Here is an 18,743-nt window from a genome sequence, read left to right as displayed (position 1 = left end):
ATGGACGACATCGAGCTGACACATGACGCGTTTCTCGGGGGGCAGGTCTATGCCTGGCAGCCGAAGACGGGGTTCCGCACCGGCGTGGATGCCGTGCTGCTGGCGGCGTCGGTTCCGGCGCGGCCCGGACAGTTCGTGCTGGAGCTCGGCTGCGGCGCAGCCGTCGCCTCGCTGTGCCTGCACCGCCGGGTGAAGGAGCTCTGGCTCTGCGGCGTCGAGGTCCAGGCGGACTATGCCGACCTGGCGCGGCGCAACTCTGCGGAGAGCGCGACCGAGCTGGTGGTGGTGCAGGCCGACCTGATGAGCCTGCCCGAAGAGGTGCGCAATCTCGATTTCGACCATGTCATGATGAACCCGCCCTATTTCAGCCGCGAGGAAGGCAGCGCGTCGGAAAATGCCGGTCGCGACATCGCCCGCGCGGGCGAGACGCGGCTGGCGGACTGGGTCGAGGTCGCGACGCGCCGCCTGCGCCCGGGCGGGGTGCTGACCATGATCCAGCGGATCGAGCGGCTGCCCGAAGTGCTCCGCGCGCTGGACCACCGCCTCGGGGCGGTGCAGGTCCTGCCGATCTCGCCGCGCGGCGGGGCGCCCGCAGGATTGTTTCTCCTGAGGGCGGTAAAAGGACGGAAAACGCCGTTTCAGCTGCGCCCTTCTTTGGTAATGCACAAAGGCATGCGGCATGGTGACGCAGGCGATGGCTATGCGCCGCTCATCGAGGCGGTGCTCCGCGACGGTCAGGCGCTTGTGGGCTTTGCAGATTAAAGGTTTTGTAACGCCTCGGCGCCAGCGTGCTCACCCGGGGCCCTCACAAAGCCGGGACGTGACATGAATCGTTCCCTGTGCTGGGCTGTCCAAGTGTAGTCAAGAGAGGAGACGACATATGAGCCTGACGATCCATATCGAGGAACTTCAGAAGAAGCACCGAACTCTCTCGGCAATGGTGGAAGAGGCGCAGCGCAGCCCCGGTGTCGCCGACCACGAAATCGCCCGCATGAAGAAGCAGAAGCTCCACCTCAAGGAGGAAATCGAGCGACTGAGCCGCGTCTGACCGCGATCCCGGTTCCGGCAGGTCCGGACCAGACACGACGTCAGGGATCCGTGCAGCGCCCCCGTCAGGCAGAGCATGGGTCCCAGCATGGTCCGGAAAGCGGACCGCCATTTTCCCGGAAATCCATTCGACATTCGCCGCGCCACCAGCTCGCCGCAGCCGGGCCATGTTCCCGCTCCGGCCTGCTGATGCGGGGACCCGGCCAGGGTCCGGCGCCGGGCACGGCGTGCCTCCCGGGAGGCCATGGAAAAGGGGTCCGTCGGTTTAGACGGACCCCACCCACCTGGCCTTGCGTGGACCATACTCGCTACGTGCCAATCATCCTTGGCAGACCGAGATTAGCCTTGCAGTGATTGCATGAGGGTTAAGCCACCCTCCCGAAGAGATGAGAGATGTAGAGGGTTTGGCAACGCTTCGATAACGCTTGCCGGGCGGCGCGGCGCGCGGTCACTTCCGCCGGAGGTGCTCATCCAGCCGCGGCAGGATCTCCACGAAGTTGCAGGGCATGTGGCGGTAGTCGAGCTGGCGCTCCAGGATCTCGTCCCAGGCATCGCGGCAGGCGCCGGTGCTGCCGGGCAGGGCGAACAGATAGGTGCCGTTCGCCACCCCGCCGGTGGCGCGGCTCTGCACCGCCGACGTGCCGATCTTCTGCATGGACACCATCGTGAAGACCGTGGCGAAGGCGTCGATCTCCTTCTCGTAGACGTCGCGGTGCGCCTCGACGGTCACGTCCCGCCCGGTCAGCCCGGTGCCGCCGGTCGAGATCGCCACGTCGATTTCGGGATCGGCGCACCAGGCGCGCAGCTGCGCGGCGATCTCGTGGCGCTCGTCGCGCAGGATAGTCCGGGCAGCGAGCACATGACCCGCCTTGCGGATCCGCTCCTCCAGCAGGTCGCCCGAGCGGTCCTCGGCCAGGGAGCGCGTGTCGCTGACGGTCAGCAGCGCGATGCGCACCGGGATGAAGCTGCGGTCGGCCATGTCACACCTCGAACCAGTTGACGCCGGGACCCAGGTTGCAGACCCGCGATGCGCCGATTTCGCCGCTTTCGCCCCAGCAGCCATGGATATGGCCGCAGAAGACCAGCGCCGGCTGGATCCGTTCGATCGCTGTCCTGACCGCAGTGGAGCCGATCCGCCGTCCGTCATCCAGCTTGTCGGCAATGCCGAAGGGGGGCGAATGGCTGATGAGGACGTCGGCGCTGGAGATCGGCGCGAGCATCGCCTCGGCCTTTTCCTCGGTCAGGTCGTAGGACTGCCAGGGCAGGGGCGGCAGCGGCGGGATGGCCGCACCGATCCCGGCGAATGTGACGCCGCCGATCTCCATCGTCTCGCCATGCAGGACCGGCGCCCGGGTCGCCGCGCGCAGCGCCTCCAGCGTCTCGTTGTTGCCGGGCACGTAGAGCGCCTTGTCCTCGAAGGCGCGGATCGATTCCATCGTCCGGTCCAATCCGCGATGCACCGAGGCGAAATCGCCCGCGCCGACCACCAGATCGGCCTCCGCCGAGGCCTCGACCAGCCGCTGGGCGGCGATCCGGTCGCAATGCAGGTCGGAAAAGGCGAGGATCTTCATCGCTTGGTCTCCAGATGGGCGGCGAGGTCCAGGAGGTCGGCCCAGGCCTCGCGCTTGGCATGGGGGTTCCGCAGCAGGTAGGCCGGATGGAACATCGGCAGCACCGGCAGGCCGAATCCCTGGGTCCATGTCCCGCGCAGCCGGGTGATGCCGCGGGCCTGCAGCACGCATTGGCAGGCAGCATTGCCCATCAGCACCAGGACCTCCGGCTTCGCCAGTTCGACGTGGCGCTCCAGGAAGGGCAGCAGCATCGCGATCTCGTCCGGCTTGGGGTCGCGGTTCTGCGGCGGGCGCCAGGGCAGGACATTGGTGATGTAGACGGCGCTGCCGATGTCGGGCGCGGCGCGGGACAGGCCGATCGCGCCCAGCATCCGGTCGAGCAGCTGCCCGGCGCGTCCGACGAAGGGGCGGCCCATCCGGTCCTCGTCGCGGCCGGGGGCCTCGCCTATGATCATCACCCGCGCGCCCGGACGGCCGTCGGCGAAGACCAGGCTCTTGGCGCCCTTCTTCAGCTCGCAATGCTCGTAGGCGGCCAGCGCGGCGCGCAGCGATTCCAGGTCGGGGGCGGCGGCCGCGGCGGCGCGGGCGGTCTCTGCCGGTCCGGCTCCGGTCCCGGCGGAGGCGGATTCGGCCCGCGCGGCAGGGGCCGGGGCAGCGGGCGCGGCGGGGCGCGGTGCCTGCGCGGCCAGCTCGTAGCGGTTGACCGGGGTCTCGGAGATTGCCTCGTCGATGCCGAGTTCGACCTGCCATTCCAGGCAGAGGCGCAGCTCATGATAGGTCAGGGACTCGGTCATGGCACAGAGCTAGGCGAGCCGGGCCGCGGGGTAAATCCCCTGCGGAGCCGCAGGCGGGGTCGGGCCGCGAAAAAGGCCAGCCCGAAGGCTGGCCCTGTGGGTTCCGCTGCGGCGGAAGGCGGTCAGACGAAGAACTGCGCGCCGTTCGCCGAGATGGTCGAGCCGCTGATGAAGCCCGCATCGTCGGAGGCGAGGAAGCAGACGCAGCGCGCGATTTCCTCGGGCGTGCCGAGGCGGCCGACCGGGATGCCGGCGATGATCTTCTCGCGGATCTTCTCGTCGATCGCCATGACCATGTCGGTGCCGATGTAGCCGGGGCAGACCGCGTTGGCGGTGATGCCCTTGGAGGCGCCTTCCTGGGCGAGCGACTTGATGATGCCGAGGTCGCCGGCCTTGGTGGCGGCGTAGTTCACCTGGCCGAACTGGCCCTTCTGGCCGTTGATCGAGGAGATCACGATGACCCGGCCGAAGCCGCGCTCGCGCATGCCCGGCCAGACCGGATGGACGGTGTTGAACACGCCGGTCAGGTTGGTGTCGATCACCTGCTGCCATTGTTCCGGGGTCATCTTGTGGAACGGCGCATCCTTGGTGATGCCCGCGTTGGCGACGACCACGTCGATCGGGCCCAGCTCGGATTCGACCTGCTCGATGCCGGTCTTGGAATCCTCGTAGTCGCGGACGTTCCACTTGTAGACCGCGATGCCGGTCTCTTCCTTGAATTCCTTGGCTGCGGCGTCATTGCCCGCATAGGTGGCGGCCACGGTGTATCCTTCGGCGGTCAGCGCCTTGCAGATTGCCGCGCCGATGCCGCGCACGCCGCCGGTGACCAGTGCTACACGTCCCATATTCGTCCCTCTCTCCTCGGGGTTGTATGTCCCGCGCCCCGGTCGCGTCTTGTCCGGTTGGCGGCAGCCCGGCGCACCCGCTGTCCAGCGGGTGCGCCGGGGTCTTGCTGTTCAGGTCAGGGGCGCTCGACGCAGAGCGCGACGCCCATGCCGCCGCCGATGCACAGCGTGGCAAGGCCCTTCTTGGCGTTCTGGCGCTTCATCTCGAACAGCAGCGTGTTCAGGACGCGGCAGCCGGAGGCGCCGATCGGGTGGCCGATGGCGATGGCGCCGCCGTTGACGTTCACCTTCGCCGGATCCCAGCCCATGTCCTTGTTCACCGCGCAGGCCTGGGCGGCAAAGGCCTCGTTGGCCTCGATCAGGTCGAGATCGTCGACCTTCCAGCCTGCCTTGTCCAGCGCCTTGCGCGACGCGTAGATCGGGCCGACGCCCATGATCGACGGGTCGAGGCCGGCGGTGGCGTAGGACTTGATGTGGGCGAGCGGCTCGATCCCGCGCTTCTCGGCCTCGGCGGCGGTCATCAGCAGGACGGCGGCCGCGCCGTCATTGATGCCCGAGGCGTTGGCCGCGGTCACGGTGCCGTCCTTGATGAAGGCCGGGCGCAGCTTCTGCATGGCCTCGATCGTGGCGCCCTTGCGGATGTACTCGTCCGCATCGACGGTGATGTCGCCCTTGCGGGTCTTGATCAGGAACGGGATGATCTCGTCGGCGAACTTGCCGGCGGCCTGCGCGGCCTCGGCCTTGTTCTGCGAGGCGACCGCGAACTCGTCCTGCATCTCGCGGCTGATCTGCCACTTCTCGGCGACGTTCTCGGCGGTCTGGCCCATGTGGTAGTTGTTGAACGCGTCCCACAGGCCGTCATTGATCATCGTGTCGATGTATTTCATGTCGCCCATCTTCTGGCCCTGGCGCAGCGTGGCGGCATGGGGGCTCAGCGACATGCTTTCCTGGCCGCCGGCGACGACGACCGAGGCATCGCCCAGCATGATGTGCTGTGCGCCGAGCGCGACGGCGCGCAGGCCCGAGCCGCAGACCTGGTTGATGCCCCAGGCGGCGGATTCCTGCGGCAGGCCGGCCTTGATATGGGCCTGGCGCGCCGGGTTCTGGCCGGTGGCGGCGGTCAGGACCTGGCCGAGGATGGTCTCGGACACGTCGGCCTTGTCGATGCCCGCGCGGGCGACGACGGCCTCGATCACGGCAGCGCCGAGGTCACTGGCCGGGGTGTTGGCGAAAGACCCCAGGAAGCTGCCGACGGCGGTGCGGGCAGCCGATGCGATTACGATACCGGTCATGAGTAGGTCTCCCCCTTCTCCGATTGAGCCCGGGCCAAGCCCGGACCGACACATTCTGATTAGGGAGAGAGGCGGGGGAGGGGCAACGGACAGATGGTCTCATGTCGCGTCACAATGGCTTGCGCATGGCGGATATTCCGCCTCGGCAACGTGGTTAACGCCGTCTGGCGCGGTTTGCGGGTTCAGCCCGCCGCCGCGCGCTCCAGATCCGGGCGCCAGGGCGGGCGCACGGTGGGCGCGCCGAAATGGTATCCCTGCAGGCAATCCACCCCGGCCGCGGCGAGGAATGCGGCATCGGTGCTGCTCTCCACCGCTTCGCAGACGGTGAACATGTCGAAATGCTGCGCGACCGATACCATGGCCTGGATCACCACCTGGTTGTCGGGGCTTTCGGCGACGCCGCGGACGAAATCGCCGCTGATCTTCGCCAGGTCGAAGTAGAAATCCCGAAGGTAGCGGAAATTCGTGTAGCCCTCACCGAAATCGTCCAGCGCGAAGGCGATGCCCTTGGCCTGGATCTCGCCCATGAAGGCGGCGATCAGATCGGGCATCAGCATGGCGGAGCTTTCGCTGATCTCCAGGATCAGCCGCTCCGCCACGGTGGGATGGGCGGTCAGCCCGCGTTCCAGCGTCTCGATCCAGGGCCGGTAGCCGATGGAGCGGGCCGACATGTTGATCGACAGCCGCAGCGAGGGTTCGTTGGCCAGTTCCTGCAGGCCCAGATCCAGCGCCAGCGTGTCGATCTTGCGGCCCAGTTCCTGGCTGTCCACCACCTCGATGAAGTCCCGCGCAGGAATGATCCGCCCGGTTTCGTCGAGGATGCGGATCAGCCCCTCGTAGAAGGCGGGCTTGTCCGGCTGCCGGGCCTGCACCACCGGCTGGAAGGCGAGCAGCGCATTGCGCCGCTCCAGCGCCTGGCGGACCATCGCCAGCGTGTTGCGGTCTCGTTCGGCCGCGGCAATGGCCAGCGGGTCCTGCCCCTGTGCCTGTCCCCTGTTCTTCTGAGCCATGACGCGCTCCTTCCGCGCAAAAGCCTGCGCCCGTGTCTTTAATTTTGACTTAAGTTCCGCGAATGTTCTAATCCTTCCGCAGCTATGGAGGCGCGGATGGACGGAAGATGCGGCTGGTGCGGCGAGGATCCGCTCTACGTGGCCTATCACGACACGGAATGGGGCGTGCCCGAACGCGACGGCCGCGCGCTGTGGGAGAAGCTGGTCCTCGACGGCTTCCAGGCCGGGCTGAGCTGGATCACCATCCTGCGGAAGCGCGACGCGTTCCGCGAGGCCTTCGAGGGGTTCCATCCCGGAACCATCGCGCATTGGGGCGAACCGGAGGTGCAGCGGCTCCTCAGCAATGCCGGGATCGTGCGGCACCGCGGCAAGATCGAGGCGACGATCGGCAATGCCCGCGCCTGGCTGGAGTTCGGAAGCGCAGAGGCCTTCTCGGACCATTGCTGGAGCTTCACCGGCGGGCAGGTGCTGCAGCCGGGGCGGGCGACGATGGCCGATGTCCCTGCCGAGACGGCCGAGTCCCGCGCGCTGTCCAAGGACCTGAAGAAGCGCGGATTCCGCTTCTGCGGGCCGACCATCACCTATGCCTGGATGCAGGCCTGCGGGCTGGTGAACGACCATGTCGCCACCTGTCCGCGCCACCGCGACCTGGGCGGACGCTGACGCGCTGCGGCGCAGAGACAGCTTTACTCCGCGGCCGGATTCGCGCAATTATACGCCCCGATGGTTCCCGCGCGCCCCAGGCAAGCGGGATGAGAAAGGGAACACGGTCAGGCGTACCCATCAGGGACCGAATCCGTGACTGCCCCCGCAACTGTAGGCGGCGGCCGACCCCATGAAGCCACTGGACCCGCGGAGGTCCGGGAAGGCGGGGAAGGCGAGTGCCGCGAGTCAGGAGACCTGCCATCGGAAGGCCCCGCGAGGGGCGCAAACTCAAGCCGCACGGGTGGTGCGGAAAGGACAGAGACATGCATATCGAACCTGGCGTCGTGACCGGCGCGAAACTCGGTCTTTCGGTGGTGACGGCCCTCGGCGGCCTCGGCCTGACGGCGAAGATGGCCTGGCAGACCGCGAAGGAAAGCGGCGCCGCCGCGCTGGCGGGCCGTTCGGCTGCGACCACCGCGCTGGCCTTCTCCTTCTTCCAGATCCTGCCGCATTTTCCGGTCGGCGTTTCCGAGGTCCATTTCATCCTCGGCTCCACGCTGTTCCTGATGTTCGGCGGCGGCGCTGCCTCGATCGGCCTCGCCATGGCGCTGCTGCTGCAGGGGATGTTCTTCGCGCAGTTCGACCTGCCGCAATACGGCATGAACGTGACGACGCTGCTGGTGCCGCTCTGGGCCGTCTCGGCGCTGGCCAAGCGCATCATCGCGCCGGATACCGCCTATGTCGACCTGACCTACGGCCAGGCGCTGAAGCTCTCGACCGCCTACCAGGGCGGCGTGGTCGCCTGGGTCGCCTTCTGGGCCTTCTACGGCCAGGGCTTCGGCGCGGCGAACATCGCCAATGTCGCCTCCTTCGGCGTCGCCTACATGTCGGTCATCCTGCTCGAGCCGCTGGCCGACCTGGCCGTGCTGGGCGCCGCGAAATCGGCACGGGGCGCTGCCTCGACCCCGCTCTTCAACAAGCGCCTCTTCGCCTGAGCGCAGGCGGACGGACGGAAACCGGGGCCGCGCGGAGGAAACTCCGGGCGGCCCTTTCCGTTTCCGGCCGGCGGTTCACTCCGCCATCAGCTCTTCCATGAAATGGCAGAACAGGTCGGCGCGTCCCTCGACCCCGGCCTTGGAATAGATCGCCGCCGTCTGGGCGCGGACCGTGCCGGGGGCGGTGCCGCGCATCTCGGCGATCGCCTTGTTGTCGAGCCCCTTGAGCAGCAGCAGCGCCACGTCGCGCTCGGACTTGGTCAGCGTCCAGCGGTCGAAATGCGAATCCACCAGCTGGGCGACCTCGCCGCGGGCCATGCGGATGCCGCGGTCGAGCGCGTCGAGCTCGGCCAGAAGCCGCTTCAGCTGCAGCCAAAGCGCCGTCACCCCGGCGCACATCGCCAGCGAGGCAATGGTTTCCAGCGCCATCTGCACCGGTTCGCGCGATTCCTCGGTGCCGGTCAGCAGGTCGATGACCACGTCGCTGAGGAAGTAGGCGGCGCAGAGCGCCTGCAGGATGATGATCGCGGCGAGCGTTGCCGCCCGCCGGTCGCTGCCGAGCCTGGTGACTAGGGCGCGGATCATTCGGCCTCGATCCCGTGGGGAATCGATTTCCGGCCGGTGATCATGGCGCGGATCAGCGGCACGCGCGTGCGCCAGCTGTCGAAGGCGACGCCCGCGAGATGCAGGATCACCGAGAAGATCAGCCAGTCGAAGGCCAGCTCGTGCATTTCCTTCACCCAGTCCATGCCGAAGAAGCGGAGCATGCCCATCATGTAGCCGGTGACGGCCAGCGCGGCCAGCGTGAACCACAGGTTGTAGACCATGAAGGCGCCCAGCGGATTGTGGGACAGGTGGGTGTCGCGGCTGCCCTGGCGGAGGTCGCGCAGGTGGCGCAGCGCACGGCCGGGGCTTGGCGGGAAGGACGAGAGCCTGGCATGGCGGGTGCCGACCAGCCCCCAGACCAGCCGCAGCGCGACCAGCCCCGCGGCCGTGTAGCCCAGCCAGTGGTGGAGGTCCTTCTCGGGATTGTCGAGATAGCCGTTCGCGAGGACGATCAGCGCGACGCTCCAGTGCACGATCCGAACCAGCGGATCCCACACCTTCACGTCGCGGGCGCCGGAGCGCCCGAGAGTTGTGCCTGTCGCGGCCATGGCCGGATCACTTCATGCTGAGCTTGGAGACCACGCCGGAGGCCGGGTCGACATAGACCTCGCCCATCTGCTTGTCCTTGACGATGTAGGCTTCGATCTTGCCGTCTTCGTCCTCGATCTTGCGGACTTCGTAGCCCATCGACACGAGCGTGGCCTTCACCTCGTCCTCGGTGTGGCCCAGCATCGATTGCGGGGTCAGGTCCCCGGCGAAGGCTGCACCGGCGGCGAGAGTGGCTAGGAGGGCGGCTGCGTAGACTTTCATGGGAAGCTCCGGTTTTGAAATCGGTAAGAGCCGAAGCGGACATCGCTGTCGGCTGCAGCCCATCTGCCGGTGCCGGGGCAGGTTTCCCATTGGCTTGCCGCTTAAGCCGGGGCTTATAAGCGCGCGCTTATGCCTGCGGAGGCAAGTTTCCGGCCGAATGCGCCCGCCCGGCGCTGGCCAGGCCGGTCCGGCACAATGGTTTTCAGAGGCTTGAGGAAGCGGAGGGAGTCAGCTTTCTCCGTCGCCGGTTGCCGCGGCGATGATGGCGCGGGCGCTCTCGCCGTCCCATTCGGCATCGCCCTGCAGGCGGGCGATCTCGTTGCCGCCGCGGTCCAGCAGCACCGTCACCGGCAGGCCCAGCACCGCCATGTCGCGGGCCAGCGCCATCTTCGGGTCGCGGTGCATCGGCAGCGACGTCGCCCCGGTTTCCTCGAAGAACCGCCGGATCGCCGCCGGGGGCTGCCGGCCGGTGGCCACGGTCACCACCTGGAAGTCCTCGCCGCCCAGGTCCTTCTGCAGCGCGTCGAGCGCGGGCATTTCCTTGCGGCAGGGCGCGCACCAGGTCGCCCAGAAGTTCAGCAGGACCACCTGGCCGCGGTAGTCCTCCAGCGAGACCGGCGCGCCGTCGAAGGTCTCGAAGGCGGTCAGCGAGGCGGGCTTGGGCTCCGAATGCACGACCAGCTTCTTGAGGCTGCCCTCGCGCAGCGCCTCGATACCCGGATCGGCGAGACCCGGATTTGCGCTGGCGGCAAGCGCGGTGTAGAGGGCGACGGACCAGACGAGCTTCATTGCGACCTTATTCTCCCGAGGGACGGACCCGATGACTGACAAGACCCAGAACGCCATGTGGGGCGGACGCTTCGCCGCCGGACCGGATGCGATCATGGAGGCGATCAACGCCTCGATCGGTTTCGACCAGCGGCTGGCGTCCCAGGACATCGAAGGGTCGCGCGCCCATGCGGCCATGCTGGCGGCCACGGGCATCGTGGACCCTAGCGAGGCCGAGGCCATGCGGGAAGGCCTGCTCACCGTCTTGTCAGAAATCGAGGCCGGGAAACTGGTGTTTTCCACCGCGCTGGAAGACATCCACATGAATGTTGAAAGCCGCCTGACCGAGATCGTCGGTCCGGCTGCCGGCCGGCTGCACACCGCGCGCAGCCGCAACGACCAGGTCGCGACCGACTTCCGTCTCTGGGTCCGCGACCAGTGCGACGCCGCCGAAATCGGGCTGCTGGCGCTCATGAAGGCGCTCGTCGCCCAGGCCGAGGCCGGGGCGGGCTGGGTGATGCCGGGCTTCACCCACCTCCAGACCGCGCAGCCGGTGACCTGGGGCCATCACATGATGGCCTATGTGGAAATGTTCGCCCGCGACCTCAGCCGGTTCCGCGACGCGCGCAAGCGGATGAACGAATGCCCGCTGGGCGCCGCCGCGCTGGCCGGGACGTCCTTCCCGATCGACCGCCACATGACCGCCGAGGCGCTGCGCTTCGACCGGCCGATGGCGAACTCGCTCGACGCCGTGTCGGACCGCGACTTCGCGCTGGAATTCCTGGCGGCCTCGTCGATCTGCGCGACGCACCTGTCGCGCTTCGCCGAAGAGCTGGTCATCTGGTCCTCGGCGCAGTTCCGGTTCGTCAAGCTGTCCGACCGCTTCTCCACCGGGTCCTCGATCATGCCGCAGAAGCGCAACCCGGACGCGGCCGAGCTGATCCGTGCCAAGGTCGCGCGGATCACCGGCGCGATGGTCGCCCTGCTGACCGTCATGAAGGGCCTGCCGCTGGCCTATTCGAAGGACATGCAGGAGGACAAGGAACAGGTCTTCGATGCCGCCGACACGCTGATGCTGGCGCTGGCCGCGATGGAGGGCATGGTCCGCGACATGACCGCGAACACGCCCGCGCTGGAAAAGGCCGCCTCGGCGGGCTTCTCGACCGCGACCGATCTGGCCGACTGGCTGGTGCGCGAGCTGGGCCTGCCCTTCCGCGAGGCGCATCATGTCACCGGCAGCCTCGTCGCGCTTGCCGAAAACGCGGGCATCGACCTGCCGGAGCTGAGCCTCGAGCAGATGCACTCGGTCCATCCGGGCATCACGGAGGCGGTTTTCGGCGTCCTCGGGGTTCACAACTCGGTTGCCAGCCGCCAGAGTTACGGCGGGACCGCGCCTGACCAGGTGCGGATCCAGATCGCCCGCTGGAAGGAGATTCTGGGATGAGAGCAATCCTGGCGGCCCTGCTGCTGGCAGCGACGGCCGCCTGTGCGCCGGTGCATCCGGATGTCGGCGGCTCGGTCGGCTCCGGCGGCGCCTCGGCGCGGGCCGGAGTGGAATCGGGACGCGTCAATGCGGGCGTCTCGACCAACGGCGCCTATGCCTCGGTCGACGTGATCGACACCCGCAATGTCGATGTCTCCGTCGGCACCGGCGGTCCTTCGGCCTCGGTGCATGTCGGCAACACGCCGGTCCGGGTCGGCATCGGCCGCGGCGGCTGGCGGGTGGGCTTCTGATGCGGCTCCTGGCGCTTGCCGCGCTGGCGCTGCTGGCCGCCTGCGGCGTCGACGGCCCGCCGCTGAAGCCGCAGCCGCAGCAGCAGGAAGAGACCGCGGCCAGGCGCCCGGGCGTGACCGTCAGCGGCAGCGCCTCGATGGGCGTTGCCGGCAGCAGCTTCAGTCGCTGAACAGCTTCTGGAGATAGCCGCGCATGGCCTCCCAGGCCTTGCCGGACGACTCCGCGGCCGCATCGTACATCAGACCCGCGGCCGCCGTCAGATCCGGCAGGCCGCCATACGCCGCCTGCGCGGCCTCCCAGGCTTTGCCCGGGGCAGCTGCGGCACCTGCCATCAGCTCGGACGCCGAGGGCAGGTCTTCGGCCTCGGGGATCAGATCCGCGCAGGAGAAGGCCACCGTTGCCGGATCGACCGCCGGATCGTCGAGCTGCGCTTCCAGAACCGCCATGTCACGCGCCATGGCGCAGGCATCGGAAATCTCCCAGGCCAGCGCGGCCGCCACCACCGCTGCGCCTGCCACGGGGATCGCCTCGCCGAAGGCCGAGGCGGAGCTGCGCGCCGCCGTGCGGGCAAGCCGTTTGGTGACGGTTCGGCTCGTGCGCTTCACGGCCTGCCGCCGTGCCTGCCGCTCGGCAGCGGCCCGGGCCGCCACGGTCGAGACCCCGCTCACCGCCGAAACCGCCCCCGAAACCGCGGTGAACACCGCCGTCGATGTGACGGTGGCGACGTTGAGCGCCAGCGACAGGAGCAGCAGGCAGAGCAGGACCATCCGGCGGAGGCTGCCGAGGAGGCGGAAGGGCAGGGACAGAAGGCGGGGCATCGGCAGGCTCCGGATCGGGGCAACGGGACAGGGATGCCTGCCAATATGGGCGCCGCGCGGTCCGTCCGCCATGGAGGCGTTCCCGTCCCTTCCCAAGGTCGACGAAGGGAAAATCTGACTGGCCCGGTGCTCCCCCGGCTGGCAGACTGGGTTCACGCGGACGGAATGCCGCGGAAAGGGGGAGAAGATGAACTTCATCGAATGGTCCCAGCGCCGCCTCGTGGCCCATGGGTTCGATCCGGGACAGCCGGACGGGCTCTGGGGGCGCAACACCCGCCGGGCGGTGGTTGCCTTCCAGAACGCGCGGGGGCTGCCCGCGACCGGAACGCTGAACGCAGCGACGGTCGCGATGCTGCGCGGCGGGCCGGGCGGCGCGGCGGCGGCGGCCGAGGGCCCCAAGGAGCCGAGCCCGGAATTGCTGGACCGGTTCCCTTGGATGGAGCTGGCGCTGCGCAAGCGCGGGCTGCACGAGGGGCTGGACAATGCCGAGCTGCGCAAGTTCCTGAAATCGGACGGGAAGACCTTGGGAGATCCGGCGCAGCTGCCCTGGTGCGGCGATTTCGTGGAGACATGCATCGCGGTCGCGCTGCCCGAGGCCGGCCTGCCGGCGAACCCGTATCTGGCGCGCAACTGGATGAAATTCGGCCATGACGTCGATCCCTGCTTCGGATCGGTCCTGGTCTTCTGGCGCGGCACGCGCTCGGGCACCTCGGGCCATGTCGGGTTCTACTATTCCGAGGACGCCGACACCTATCACGTGCTGGGGGGCAACCAGTCCAACAAGGTTAGCGTGTCGTCGATCAAGAAGGACCGGCTGCTCGGCGCGCGGCTACCGCTGGAGGACGGGCCCTATCCGCGCAAGGTCGTGACCTCGGCGGCGGATTTCAAGCTGACCACCAACGAAGCCTGACGCCCGGGACGGCGGCGATTGCATCCGCCGCCGTCCCTGCTATCAAGCGCGCGGCTTGGACAACGAGGGCGCGCCCATGGACCATTTTCTCTACCGCGACGGCAGGCTTCATGCCGAAGACGTGCCGCTGGAAGCGATCGCGGCCGAGGTCGGCACGCCCTTCTACTGCTATTCCGCGGCGACGCTGCTGCGCCATTACCGGCTGTTCGACGAGGCGCTGTCGGGCATGCCGCACCTTGTCTGCTTCGCGGTGAAGTCGAATTCCAACCAGGCGATCCTGCGGCTGCTGGGCCAGGCGGGCGCGGGCATGGACGTGGTTTCGGGCGGCGAATACGCGCGCGCCAGGGCGGCGGGTGTTTCCGGAGACCGGATCGTGTTTTCCGGCGTCGGCAAGACCCGCGGCGAGATGCGCACCGCCCTCGAGGGCGGCATCCGCCAGTTCAACGTCGAGAGCGAGCCCGAGATGCGCGCGCTGTCCGAGGTGGCCGTCTCGCTGGGCGTGACCGCGCCGATCGCCGTGCGGGTGAATCCCGACGTGGACGCCAAGACCCATGCCAAGATCGCGACCGGCAAGTCGGAGAACAAGTTCGGCATCCCGATCTCCCGCGCGAAGGAGGTCTATGCGCTGGCCGCCTCGCTGCCGGGGCTGGAGGTGGTCGGCATCGACGTCCATATCGGCAGCCAGCTGACCGACCTGGAGCCGTTCCGCCTGGCCTACCGCAAGGTTGCCGCGCTGACGGAGGAGCTGCGCGCCGCGGGCCACGACATCCGGCGGCTCGACCTGGGCGGGGGCCTGGGCATTCCCTACACCCGCTCGAACGCCGCGCCGCCGCTGCCGCTCGACTACGGCGCGATGGTGCAGGAGGAGGTCGGCCATCTCGGCTGCGAGGTGGAGATCGAGCCCGGCCGGCTGATCTCCGGCAATGCCGGGGTGCTGGTCTCCGAGGTGATCTACGTGAAGGAGGGCGAGGACCGCACCTTCCTGATTCTCGACGCCGCGATGAACGACCTCGTGCGGCCGTCGATGTATGACGCCCATCACGACATCGTGCCGCTGGCGGAGCCGGCGCCGGCCTCCGAGCAGGCGCGCTACGACGTGGTGGGTCCGGTCTGCGAGACCGGCGACACCTTCGCCCGCGGCCGCGACCTCGCGCCCTGCGCGCCGGGCGACCTGGTCGCCTTCCGCTCGGCGGGTGCCTATGGCGCCGTCATGGCCTCGGAATACAACACCAGGCCGCTGATTCCCGAAGTCCTGGTCCAGGGCAGCGACTGGGCGGTGATCCGCCGCCGCCCCAGCTTCGAGGAGATCATCGCCCGCGACGCGGTGCCGGCGTGGCTGGACGGCGACGCCTGAATTCAGGGCGGCGGGCGGATCACCGCCCGTTCACGCGCCTGTCAGAGGGGGCGGCCAAGCGGCCTCTTTGACGGTGGACAAATCCGCGTTATCGTTTCCGGAACCTCTTGCCCGAACTCTGGGCAGGACAGACCGGAGCATGTGCCTTGTCCGACGACAGACCCGAATCCGAGCCGATCCCGGACCGCCTGCGGGGAACGCTGGCGCTGACCCGCGCGGGGCTGCTGGCGGAGCGCATCCTGCGCTGCTTCTGGCCGTTCTGGGCGGTCTGCCTCGCGGCCAGCGCGGTCGTGATGCTGGGGCTGCACGACGTCGCGGCGATCGAAGTCGTCTGGGTCGGGCTGGTCGCGGCGCCGCTGGCGGCGGTCGCGGCGCTGGTCAACGGCCTGCGCAAGTTCCGCATTCCGACGGCGGCCGAGGCCCGGGCGCGGCTCGATTCGACCCTGCCCGGGCGTCCGCTGGCCGCGCTGCGCGACACCCAGGCGATCGGGGCGGACGACGAATCCTCCCGCGCGGTCTGGGAGGCCCACCGCGCCCGCATGTCCGAACGGCTGCGCGGCGCGAAGCCGGTCCGTCCGGACGTCAATCTCAACCGCTTCGACCCGTTCGGCCTGCGCTATGTCGCTCTGATGCTCTTCGCGACCGGGCTGCTCTTCGGCTCCATCTGGAAGGCCGACACGATCGCGGGGATGGCGCCGGGCCAGGCCGACGCGCTGGCGGTCGGGCCGACCTGGGAAGGCTGGATCGAGCCGCCGCGCTATACCGGCCAGCCGAGCCTGTATCTCTCCGACCTGCCCGAAGAGGGCGTGTCGGTGCCGCGCGGCTCCAAGGTGATGGTCCGGCTCTATGGCGAAGTCGGTGCGCTGACCCTGTCCGAGACCGTCTCGGGCCGCACCGACGGCATCGGCAGCGTCACCGATCCGGTACAGGATTTCGAGGTCGCCCAGTCCGGGGCCATCGCCATCGACGGTCCCGGCGGCCGCCGCTGGCATTTCGAGGTGACGCCCGACGCGCCGCCCGCGGTGTCGGTGCGCGGCGCGCTGGACGCCGATGCGGCCGGCGAGATGTCGCTGCCCTTCGCCGCCTCCGACGATTTCGGCGTGGAGCGCGGCCGTGCGCTGGTGACGCTGGATCTGGGCGCGGTCGACCGCCGCTACGGCCGCGCGGTGGACCCGGAGCCGCGCGAGCCCCTGGTGATCGACCTGCCGATGCCGATTTCCGGCAACCGCGCGGATTTCGAGGAGGTTCTCGCCGAGAACCTGTCGAAGCATCCCTGGGCCAACCTGCCCGTCGCGCTGCGGCTGGAGGTCGAGGACGCTGTCGGCCAGGCCGGCCGGTCCGAGCCGCTCTCGGCCGTGCTGCCGGGCCGCCGCTTCTTCGTGCCGCTGGCCAAGGCGATCATCGAGCAGCGCCAGGCGCTGCTGTGGAACCGCTCCAATGCCGCCGAGGTGGCGATGGTGCTGCGGGCGATCTCGCACCGGCCCGAGGGGCTGTTCAAGGCCGAGACCGACTACCTGCGGCTGCGCTTCGCGGTGCGCGGGCTCGAGGCCTCGCTGCGGCACGGGCCGGGCCTGTCGGCCGAGACCCGCGACGAGATTGCCGACGCGCTGTGGGATCTGGCGCTGAGGATCGAGGATGGCGACCTGTCCAACGCCATGGACCGTCTGCGCCGCGCGCAGGAGCGCCTGAGCGAGGCGATGAAGAACGGCGCCTCCGAGGAGGAAATCGCCGACCTGATGAAGGAACTGCGCGAGGCGATGCAGGACTACATGCGCCAGCTTGCCGAGCAGCAGCAGGACCAGGGCCAGCAGCAGGCGCAGAACCAGGAGTCGATGGAGATCACCGGCGACCAGCTGCAGGACATGCTGGACCGGCTGCAGCAGCTGATGGAGGAAGGCCGGATGGCCGAGGCGCAGCAGCTCCTCGACATGCTGAGCCGGATGATGGAGAACATGCAGATCGCGCAGGGCCAGGGGCAGGGCCAGCCGAGCCCCGGCCAGCAGGCGATGAACGACCTGCAGGAGATGCTGCGCGACCAGCAGGACCTTTCGGACGAGAGCTTCCGCGAGCTGCAGGACCAGTTCAACCAGGACGGACAGCAGGGCCAGTCCGGCCAGCAGGGGCAAGGCGAATCCGGCCAGCAGGGCCAGGGTCCGTCGGGCGAGCAGGGCCAGGGCCAGCCGGGCGGGCAGGGCGGCAGCCAGGGGCTTGCCGACCGCCAGCAGGCGCTGCGCGACGAGCTGAACCGCCAGCAGCAGAACATGCCCGGCAGCGGTTCGGCCGACGAGGCGCTGGACCGCGCGGGCCGGGCCATGGAGGGCGCCGAGCAGGCGCTGCGTGACAACGACATGGCCGGCGCGCTCGACCAGCAGGCCGAGGCGATGGACGCGCTGCGCGACGGCATGCAGGCGATGCAGGAGGAAATGGCCCAGAACCAGATGAACGGCGAGGGCCAGCCGGGCGGGCAGCAGGGACAGTCGGCGGAAGGTTCGGGCCGCGATCCGCTGGGCCGCCTGACCGGCGAGGACGGCAATCCGCAGACGTCGCGCGGGCTGCTGCCCGAGGAGACGCCCGCAGGCCGCGCCCGCGACCTTCAGGACGAGATCCGCCGCCGCTCCACCGAGCAGGACCGCCCCGAGTCCGAGCGCGACTACCTCAACCGCCTGCTCGACCGGTTCTGACCGGGCCTGCTGCGGCTGCGGCGGGCCTGCGCCCGGCAGCAGCGCTTAGCTGGATGATGTCCGGCGAGTCTGGCCATCCGGCTCCGGTGATGCGCCTGCGGGCTCTTGCGTTCGGAGTGGCTGGCTTGCGGCGGAACGCGCGTGCCGCCGGGACCGGCCATCCGGTGGCTCCGTGCCGGGCAGGGGCGCGCCAGAGGGATTGGCATTGGTCCCGGGGACACGCCGGGCGGCCCGGGTCGCCGGAACTCCGGCAATGCCGTGGCGGGGATCCTCCAGAATCTCTGCAGCCGGCTGGACGTGGATCGCAGTTGCCACTGCCTCGGCGATGGGCGCGTGACGGGCATTCGGCGATCCGCTGAGCCGCGCGGTAGCTCTGCCGCACCGGCAAGGCCGGCCCGCGGGGTTTGCCGGCCACCCTGTTCCCGACCCGTCCTCTCCCCGTGACGCTCATTGGGGCAGCCTTCGGATGGCTGGGTCGCCGGAGGTCTATCCCGTTCGCCGCCCGGATGTGCGGTGCGTCCCGACGGCTCCGGCATGCTGAACCCTTTGCGGCGCAATCTTGGAGGCGGCATCCGGACGAAGCGGACGGCTGAGCCGCTGGCCGCGCCGCGACCCGCCCATGGCCTTTCCGCCGGGAACGAGCAATGCAGGGTCCGGGCCATCACCTTGCGCACAAGCAGCGGGGCCGCCTGAGAGCCTCCATGTGCTAGCTCCCGAGACACAGCGCGGCCGCCGCTCCCTCCCGGATGTCCGCAATCGGTCGAAGGCGGCTGCGTTTCCTCCGGTGCCAGGCAGAAGCTGTCGCCGCGGCGCTGCGCAAGGCGCCGCTGGCCGAGGCTGCAAAGGCCCTGCGGAACGGGCA

General features: G+C 69.1%; 21 protein-coding genes and 1 riboswitch. Of the genes, 10 read left to right on the top strand and 11 right to left on the bottom strand.

Going from position 1 to position 18,743, the window contains the following annotated elements; genetic code table 11:
* Together HCC78_RS13305 and HCC78_RS13300 are read left to right on the top strand one after the other, a co-directional pair.
* Complete coding sequence (locus tag HCC78_RS13305) at window positions 1-762, top strand: tRNA1(Val) (adenine(37)-N6)-methyltransferase (RefSeq protein ID WP_172329273.1); 762 nt, start codon at window positions 1-3, stop codon at window positions 760-762.
* Between the two features lie 118 nt (window positions 763-880).
* A complete protein-coding gene (locus tag HCC78_RS13300) occupies window positions 881-1,048 on the top strand; it encodes a YdcH family protein (protein WP_172329272.1) in 168 nt (55 codons plus the stop codon).
* 447 nt (window positions 1,049-1,495) lie between these two features.
* Here the strand turns inward: HCC78_RS13300 and moaB are convergent, their stop codons facing one another.
* From moaB to HCC78_RS13270, 6 genes are all read right to left on the bottom strand, one after another.
* Entirely contained in the window at window positions 1,496-2,026 is a 531-nt protein-coding gene (gene moaB, locus HCC78_RS13295; RefSeq protein WP_172329271.1) for a molybdenum cofactor biosynthesis protein B, read from the bottom strand.
* Between the two features lies 1 nt (window position 2,027).
* Window positions 2,028-2,618, bottom strand: a complete 591-nt coding sequence (locus tag HCC78_RS13290; protein ID WP_172329270.1) for a metallophosphoesterase family protein — start codon at window positions 2,616-2,618, stop codon at window positions 2,028-2,030.
* Window positions 2,615-3,412, bottom strand: coding sequence for a uracil-DNA glycosylase family protein (locus HCC78_RS13285; protein WP_172329269.1), 798 nt, complete (start codon window positions 3,410-3,412; stop codon window positions 2,615-2,617). Before HCC78_RS13285 ends, HCC78_RS13290 begins: the two co-directional genes overlap by 4 nt.
* A 122-nt stretch (window positions 3,413-3,534) precedes the next feature.
* Window positions 3,535-4,257 carry an acetoacetyl-CoA reductase gene (gene phbB, locus HCC78_RS13280; RefSeq protein WP_172329268.1) on the bottom strand — a complete coding sequence of 241 codons (723 nt, stop codon included), beginning with the start codon at window positions 4,255-4,257 and terminating at the stop codon, window positions 3,535-3,537.
* 116 nt (window positions 4,258-4,373) lie between these two features.
* A complete protein-coding gene (locus HCC78_RS13275; protein WP_172329267.1) occupies window positions 4,374-5,549 on the bottom strand; it encodes an acetyl-CoA C-acetyltransferase in 1,176 nt (391 codons plus the stop codon).
* A gap of 182 nt (window positions 5,550-5,731) precedes the next feature.
* Window positions 5,732-6,559: an EAL domain-containing protein gene (locus HCC78_RS13270; protein WP_172329266.1), complete on the bottom strand. Its 828-nt coding sequence runs from the start codon at window positions 6,557-6,559 to the stop codon at window positions 5,732-5,734.
* A gap of 96 nt (window positions 6,560-6,655) precedes the next feature.
* Here HCC78_RS13270 and HCC78_RS13265 point away from each other — a divergent pair, with 96 nt between their 5' ends.
* Window positions 6,656-7,222, top strand: a complete 567-nt coding sequence (locus HCC78_RS13265; protein WP_172329265.1) for a DNA-3-methyladenine glycosylase I — start codon at window positions 6,656-6,658, stop codon at window positions 7,220-7,222.
* A gap of 44 nt (window positions 7,223-7,266) precedes the next feature.
* Window positions 7,267-7,482, top strand: a riboswitch (cobalamin riboswitch).
* Window positions 7,483-7,527: 45 nt separating this feature from the next.
* A complete protein-coding gene (locus tag HCC78_RS13260) occupies window positions 7,528-8,199 on the top strand; it encodes an energy-coupling factor ABC transporter permease (protein WP_172329264.1) in 672 nt (223 codons plus the stop codon).
* A gap of 75 nt (window positions 8,200-8,274) precedes the next feature.
* On the opposite strand, the gene HCC78_RS13255 is transcribed toward HCC78_RS13260, so the two are convergent.
* The 4 genes from HCC78_RS13255 to HCC78_RS13240 form a co-directional block, all read right to left on the bottom strand.
* Window positions 8,275-8,784, bottom strand: coding sequence for a helix-turn-helix transcriptional regulator (locus HCC78_RS13255; protein WP_172329263.1), 510 nt, complete (start codon window positions 8,782-8,784; stop codon window positions 8,275-8,277).
* Complete coding sequence (locus HCC78_RS13250) at window positions 8,781-9,353, bottom strand: cytochrome b/b6 domain-containing protein (protein ID WP_172329262.1); 573 nt, start codon at window positions 9,351-9,353, stop codon at window positions 8,781-8,783. Before HCC78_RS13250 ends, HCC78_RS13255 begins: the two co-directional genes overlap by 4 nt.
* Before the next feature lie 7 nt (window positions 9,354-9,360).
* Window positions 9,361-9,615: a PepSY domain-containing protein gene (locus HCC78_RS13245; protein WP_172329261.1), complete on the bottom strand. Its 255-nt coding sequence runs from the start codon at window positions 9,613-9,615 to the stop codon at window positions 9,361-9,363.
* Between the two features lie 228 nt (window positions 9,616-9,843).
* Window positions 9,844-10,404 (bottom strand): TlpA disulfide reductase family protein, encoded by a 561-nt coding sequence (locus tag HCC78_RS13240; protein ID WP_172329260.1) that lies wholly within the window; start codon window positions 10,402-10,404, stop codon window positions 9,844-9,846.
* A gap of 31 nt (window positions 10,405-10,435) precedes the next feature.
* Here HCC78_RS13240 and argH point away from each other — a divergent pair, with 31 nt between their 5' ends.
* The 3 genes from argH to HCC78_RS13225 are packed head-to-tail and all read left to right on the top strand — an operon-like array spanning window position 10,436 to window position 12,287.
* Complete coding sequence (argH, locus tag HCC78_RS13235; RefSeq protein ID WP_172329259.1) at window positions 10,436-11,827, top strand: argininosuccinate lyase; 1,392 nt, start codon at window positions 10,436-10,438, stop codon at window positions 11,825-11,827.
* Window positions 11,824-12,117 carry a hypothetical protein gene (locus HCC78_RS13230; protein WP_172329258.1) on the top strand — a complete coding sequence of 98 codons (294 nt, stop codon included), beginning with the start codon at window positions 11,824-11,826 and terminating at the stop codon, window positions 12,115-12,117. Before argH ends, HCC78_RS13230 begins: the two co-directional genes overlap by 4 nt.
* Window positions 12,117-12,287 (top strand): hypothetical protein, encoded by a 171-nt coding sequence (locus tag HCC78_RS13225; protein WP_172329257.1) that lies wholly within the window; start codon window positions 12,117-12,119, stop codon window positions 12,285-12,287. The genes HCC78_RS13230 and HCC78_RS13225 overlap by 1 nt, the downstream gene beginning before the upstream one ends.
* Here HCC78_RS13225 and HCC78_RS13220 read toward each other — a convergent pair.
* Entirely contained in the window at window positions 12,277-12,936 is a 660-nt protein-coding gene (locus HCC78_RS13220) for a hypothetical protein (protein WP_172329256.1), read from the bottom strand. The genes HCC78_RS13225 and HCC78_RS13220 overlap by 11 nt on opposite strands.
* 187 nt (window positions 12,937-13,123) lie before the next feature.
* Between HCC78_RS13220 and HCC78_RS13215 the strand changes: the two genes are divergently transcribed.
* From HCC78_RS13215 to HCC78_RS13205, 3 genes are all read left to right on the top strand, one after another.
* Window positions 13,124-13,846 (top strand): peptidoglycan-binding protein, encoded by a 723-nt coding sequence (locus HCC78_RS13215; protein ID WP_172329255.1) that lies wholly within the window; start codon window positions 13,124-13,126, stop codon window positions 13,844-13,846.
* A 76-nt stretch (window positions 13,847-13,922) separates the two neighbouring features.
* Window positions 13,923-15,200 carry a diaminopimelate decarboxylase gene (gene lysA, locus HCC78_RS13210; protein WP_172329254.1) on the top strand — a complete coding sequence of 426 codons (1,278 nt, stop codon included), beginning with the start codon at window positions 13,923-13,925 and terminating at the stop codon, window positions 15,198-15,200.
* Between the two features lie 146 nt (window positions 15,201-15,346).
* Window positions 15,347-17,881: a TIGR02302 family protein gene (locus HCC78_RS13205; protein WP_253949161.1), complete on the top strand. Its 2,535-nt coding sequence runs from the start codon at window positions 15,347-15,349 to the stop codon at window positions 17,879-17,881.
* Window positions 17,882-18,743: the final 862 nt, after the last annotated feature.

The sequence above is a fragment of the Mangrovicoccus sp. HB161399 genome, assembly GCF_013184745.1.
Classification (GTDB): Bacteria; Pseudomonadota; Alphaproteobacteria; order Rhodobacterales; family Rhodobacteraceae; genus Mangrovicoccus.
Note: the sequence above shows the minus strand (reverse complement) of the source record. Positions and strands in the feature narration are given on the sequence as shown.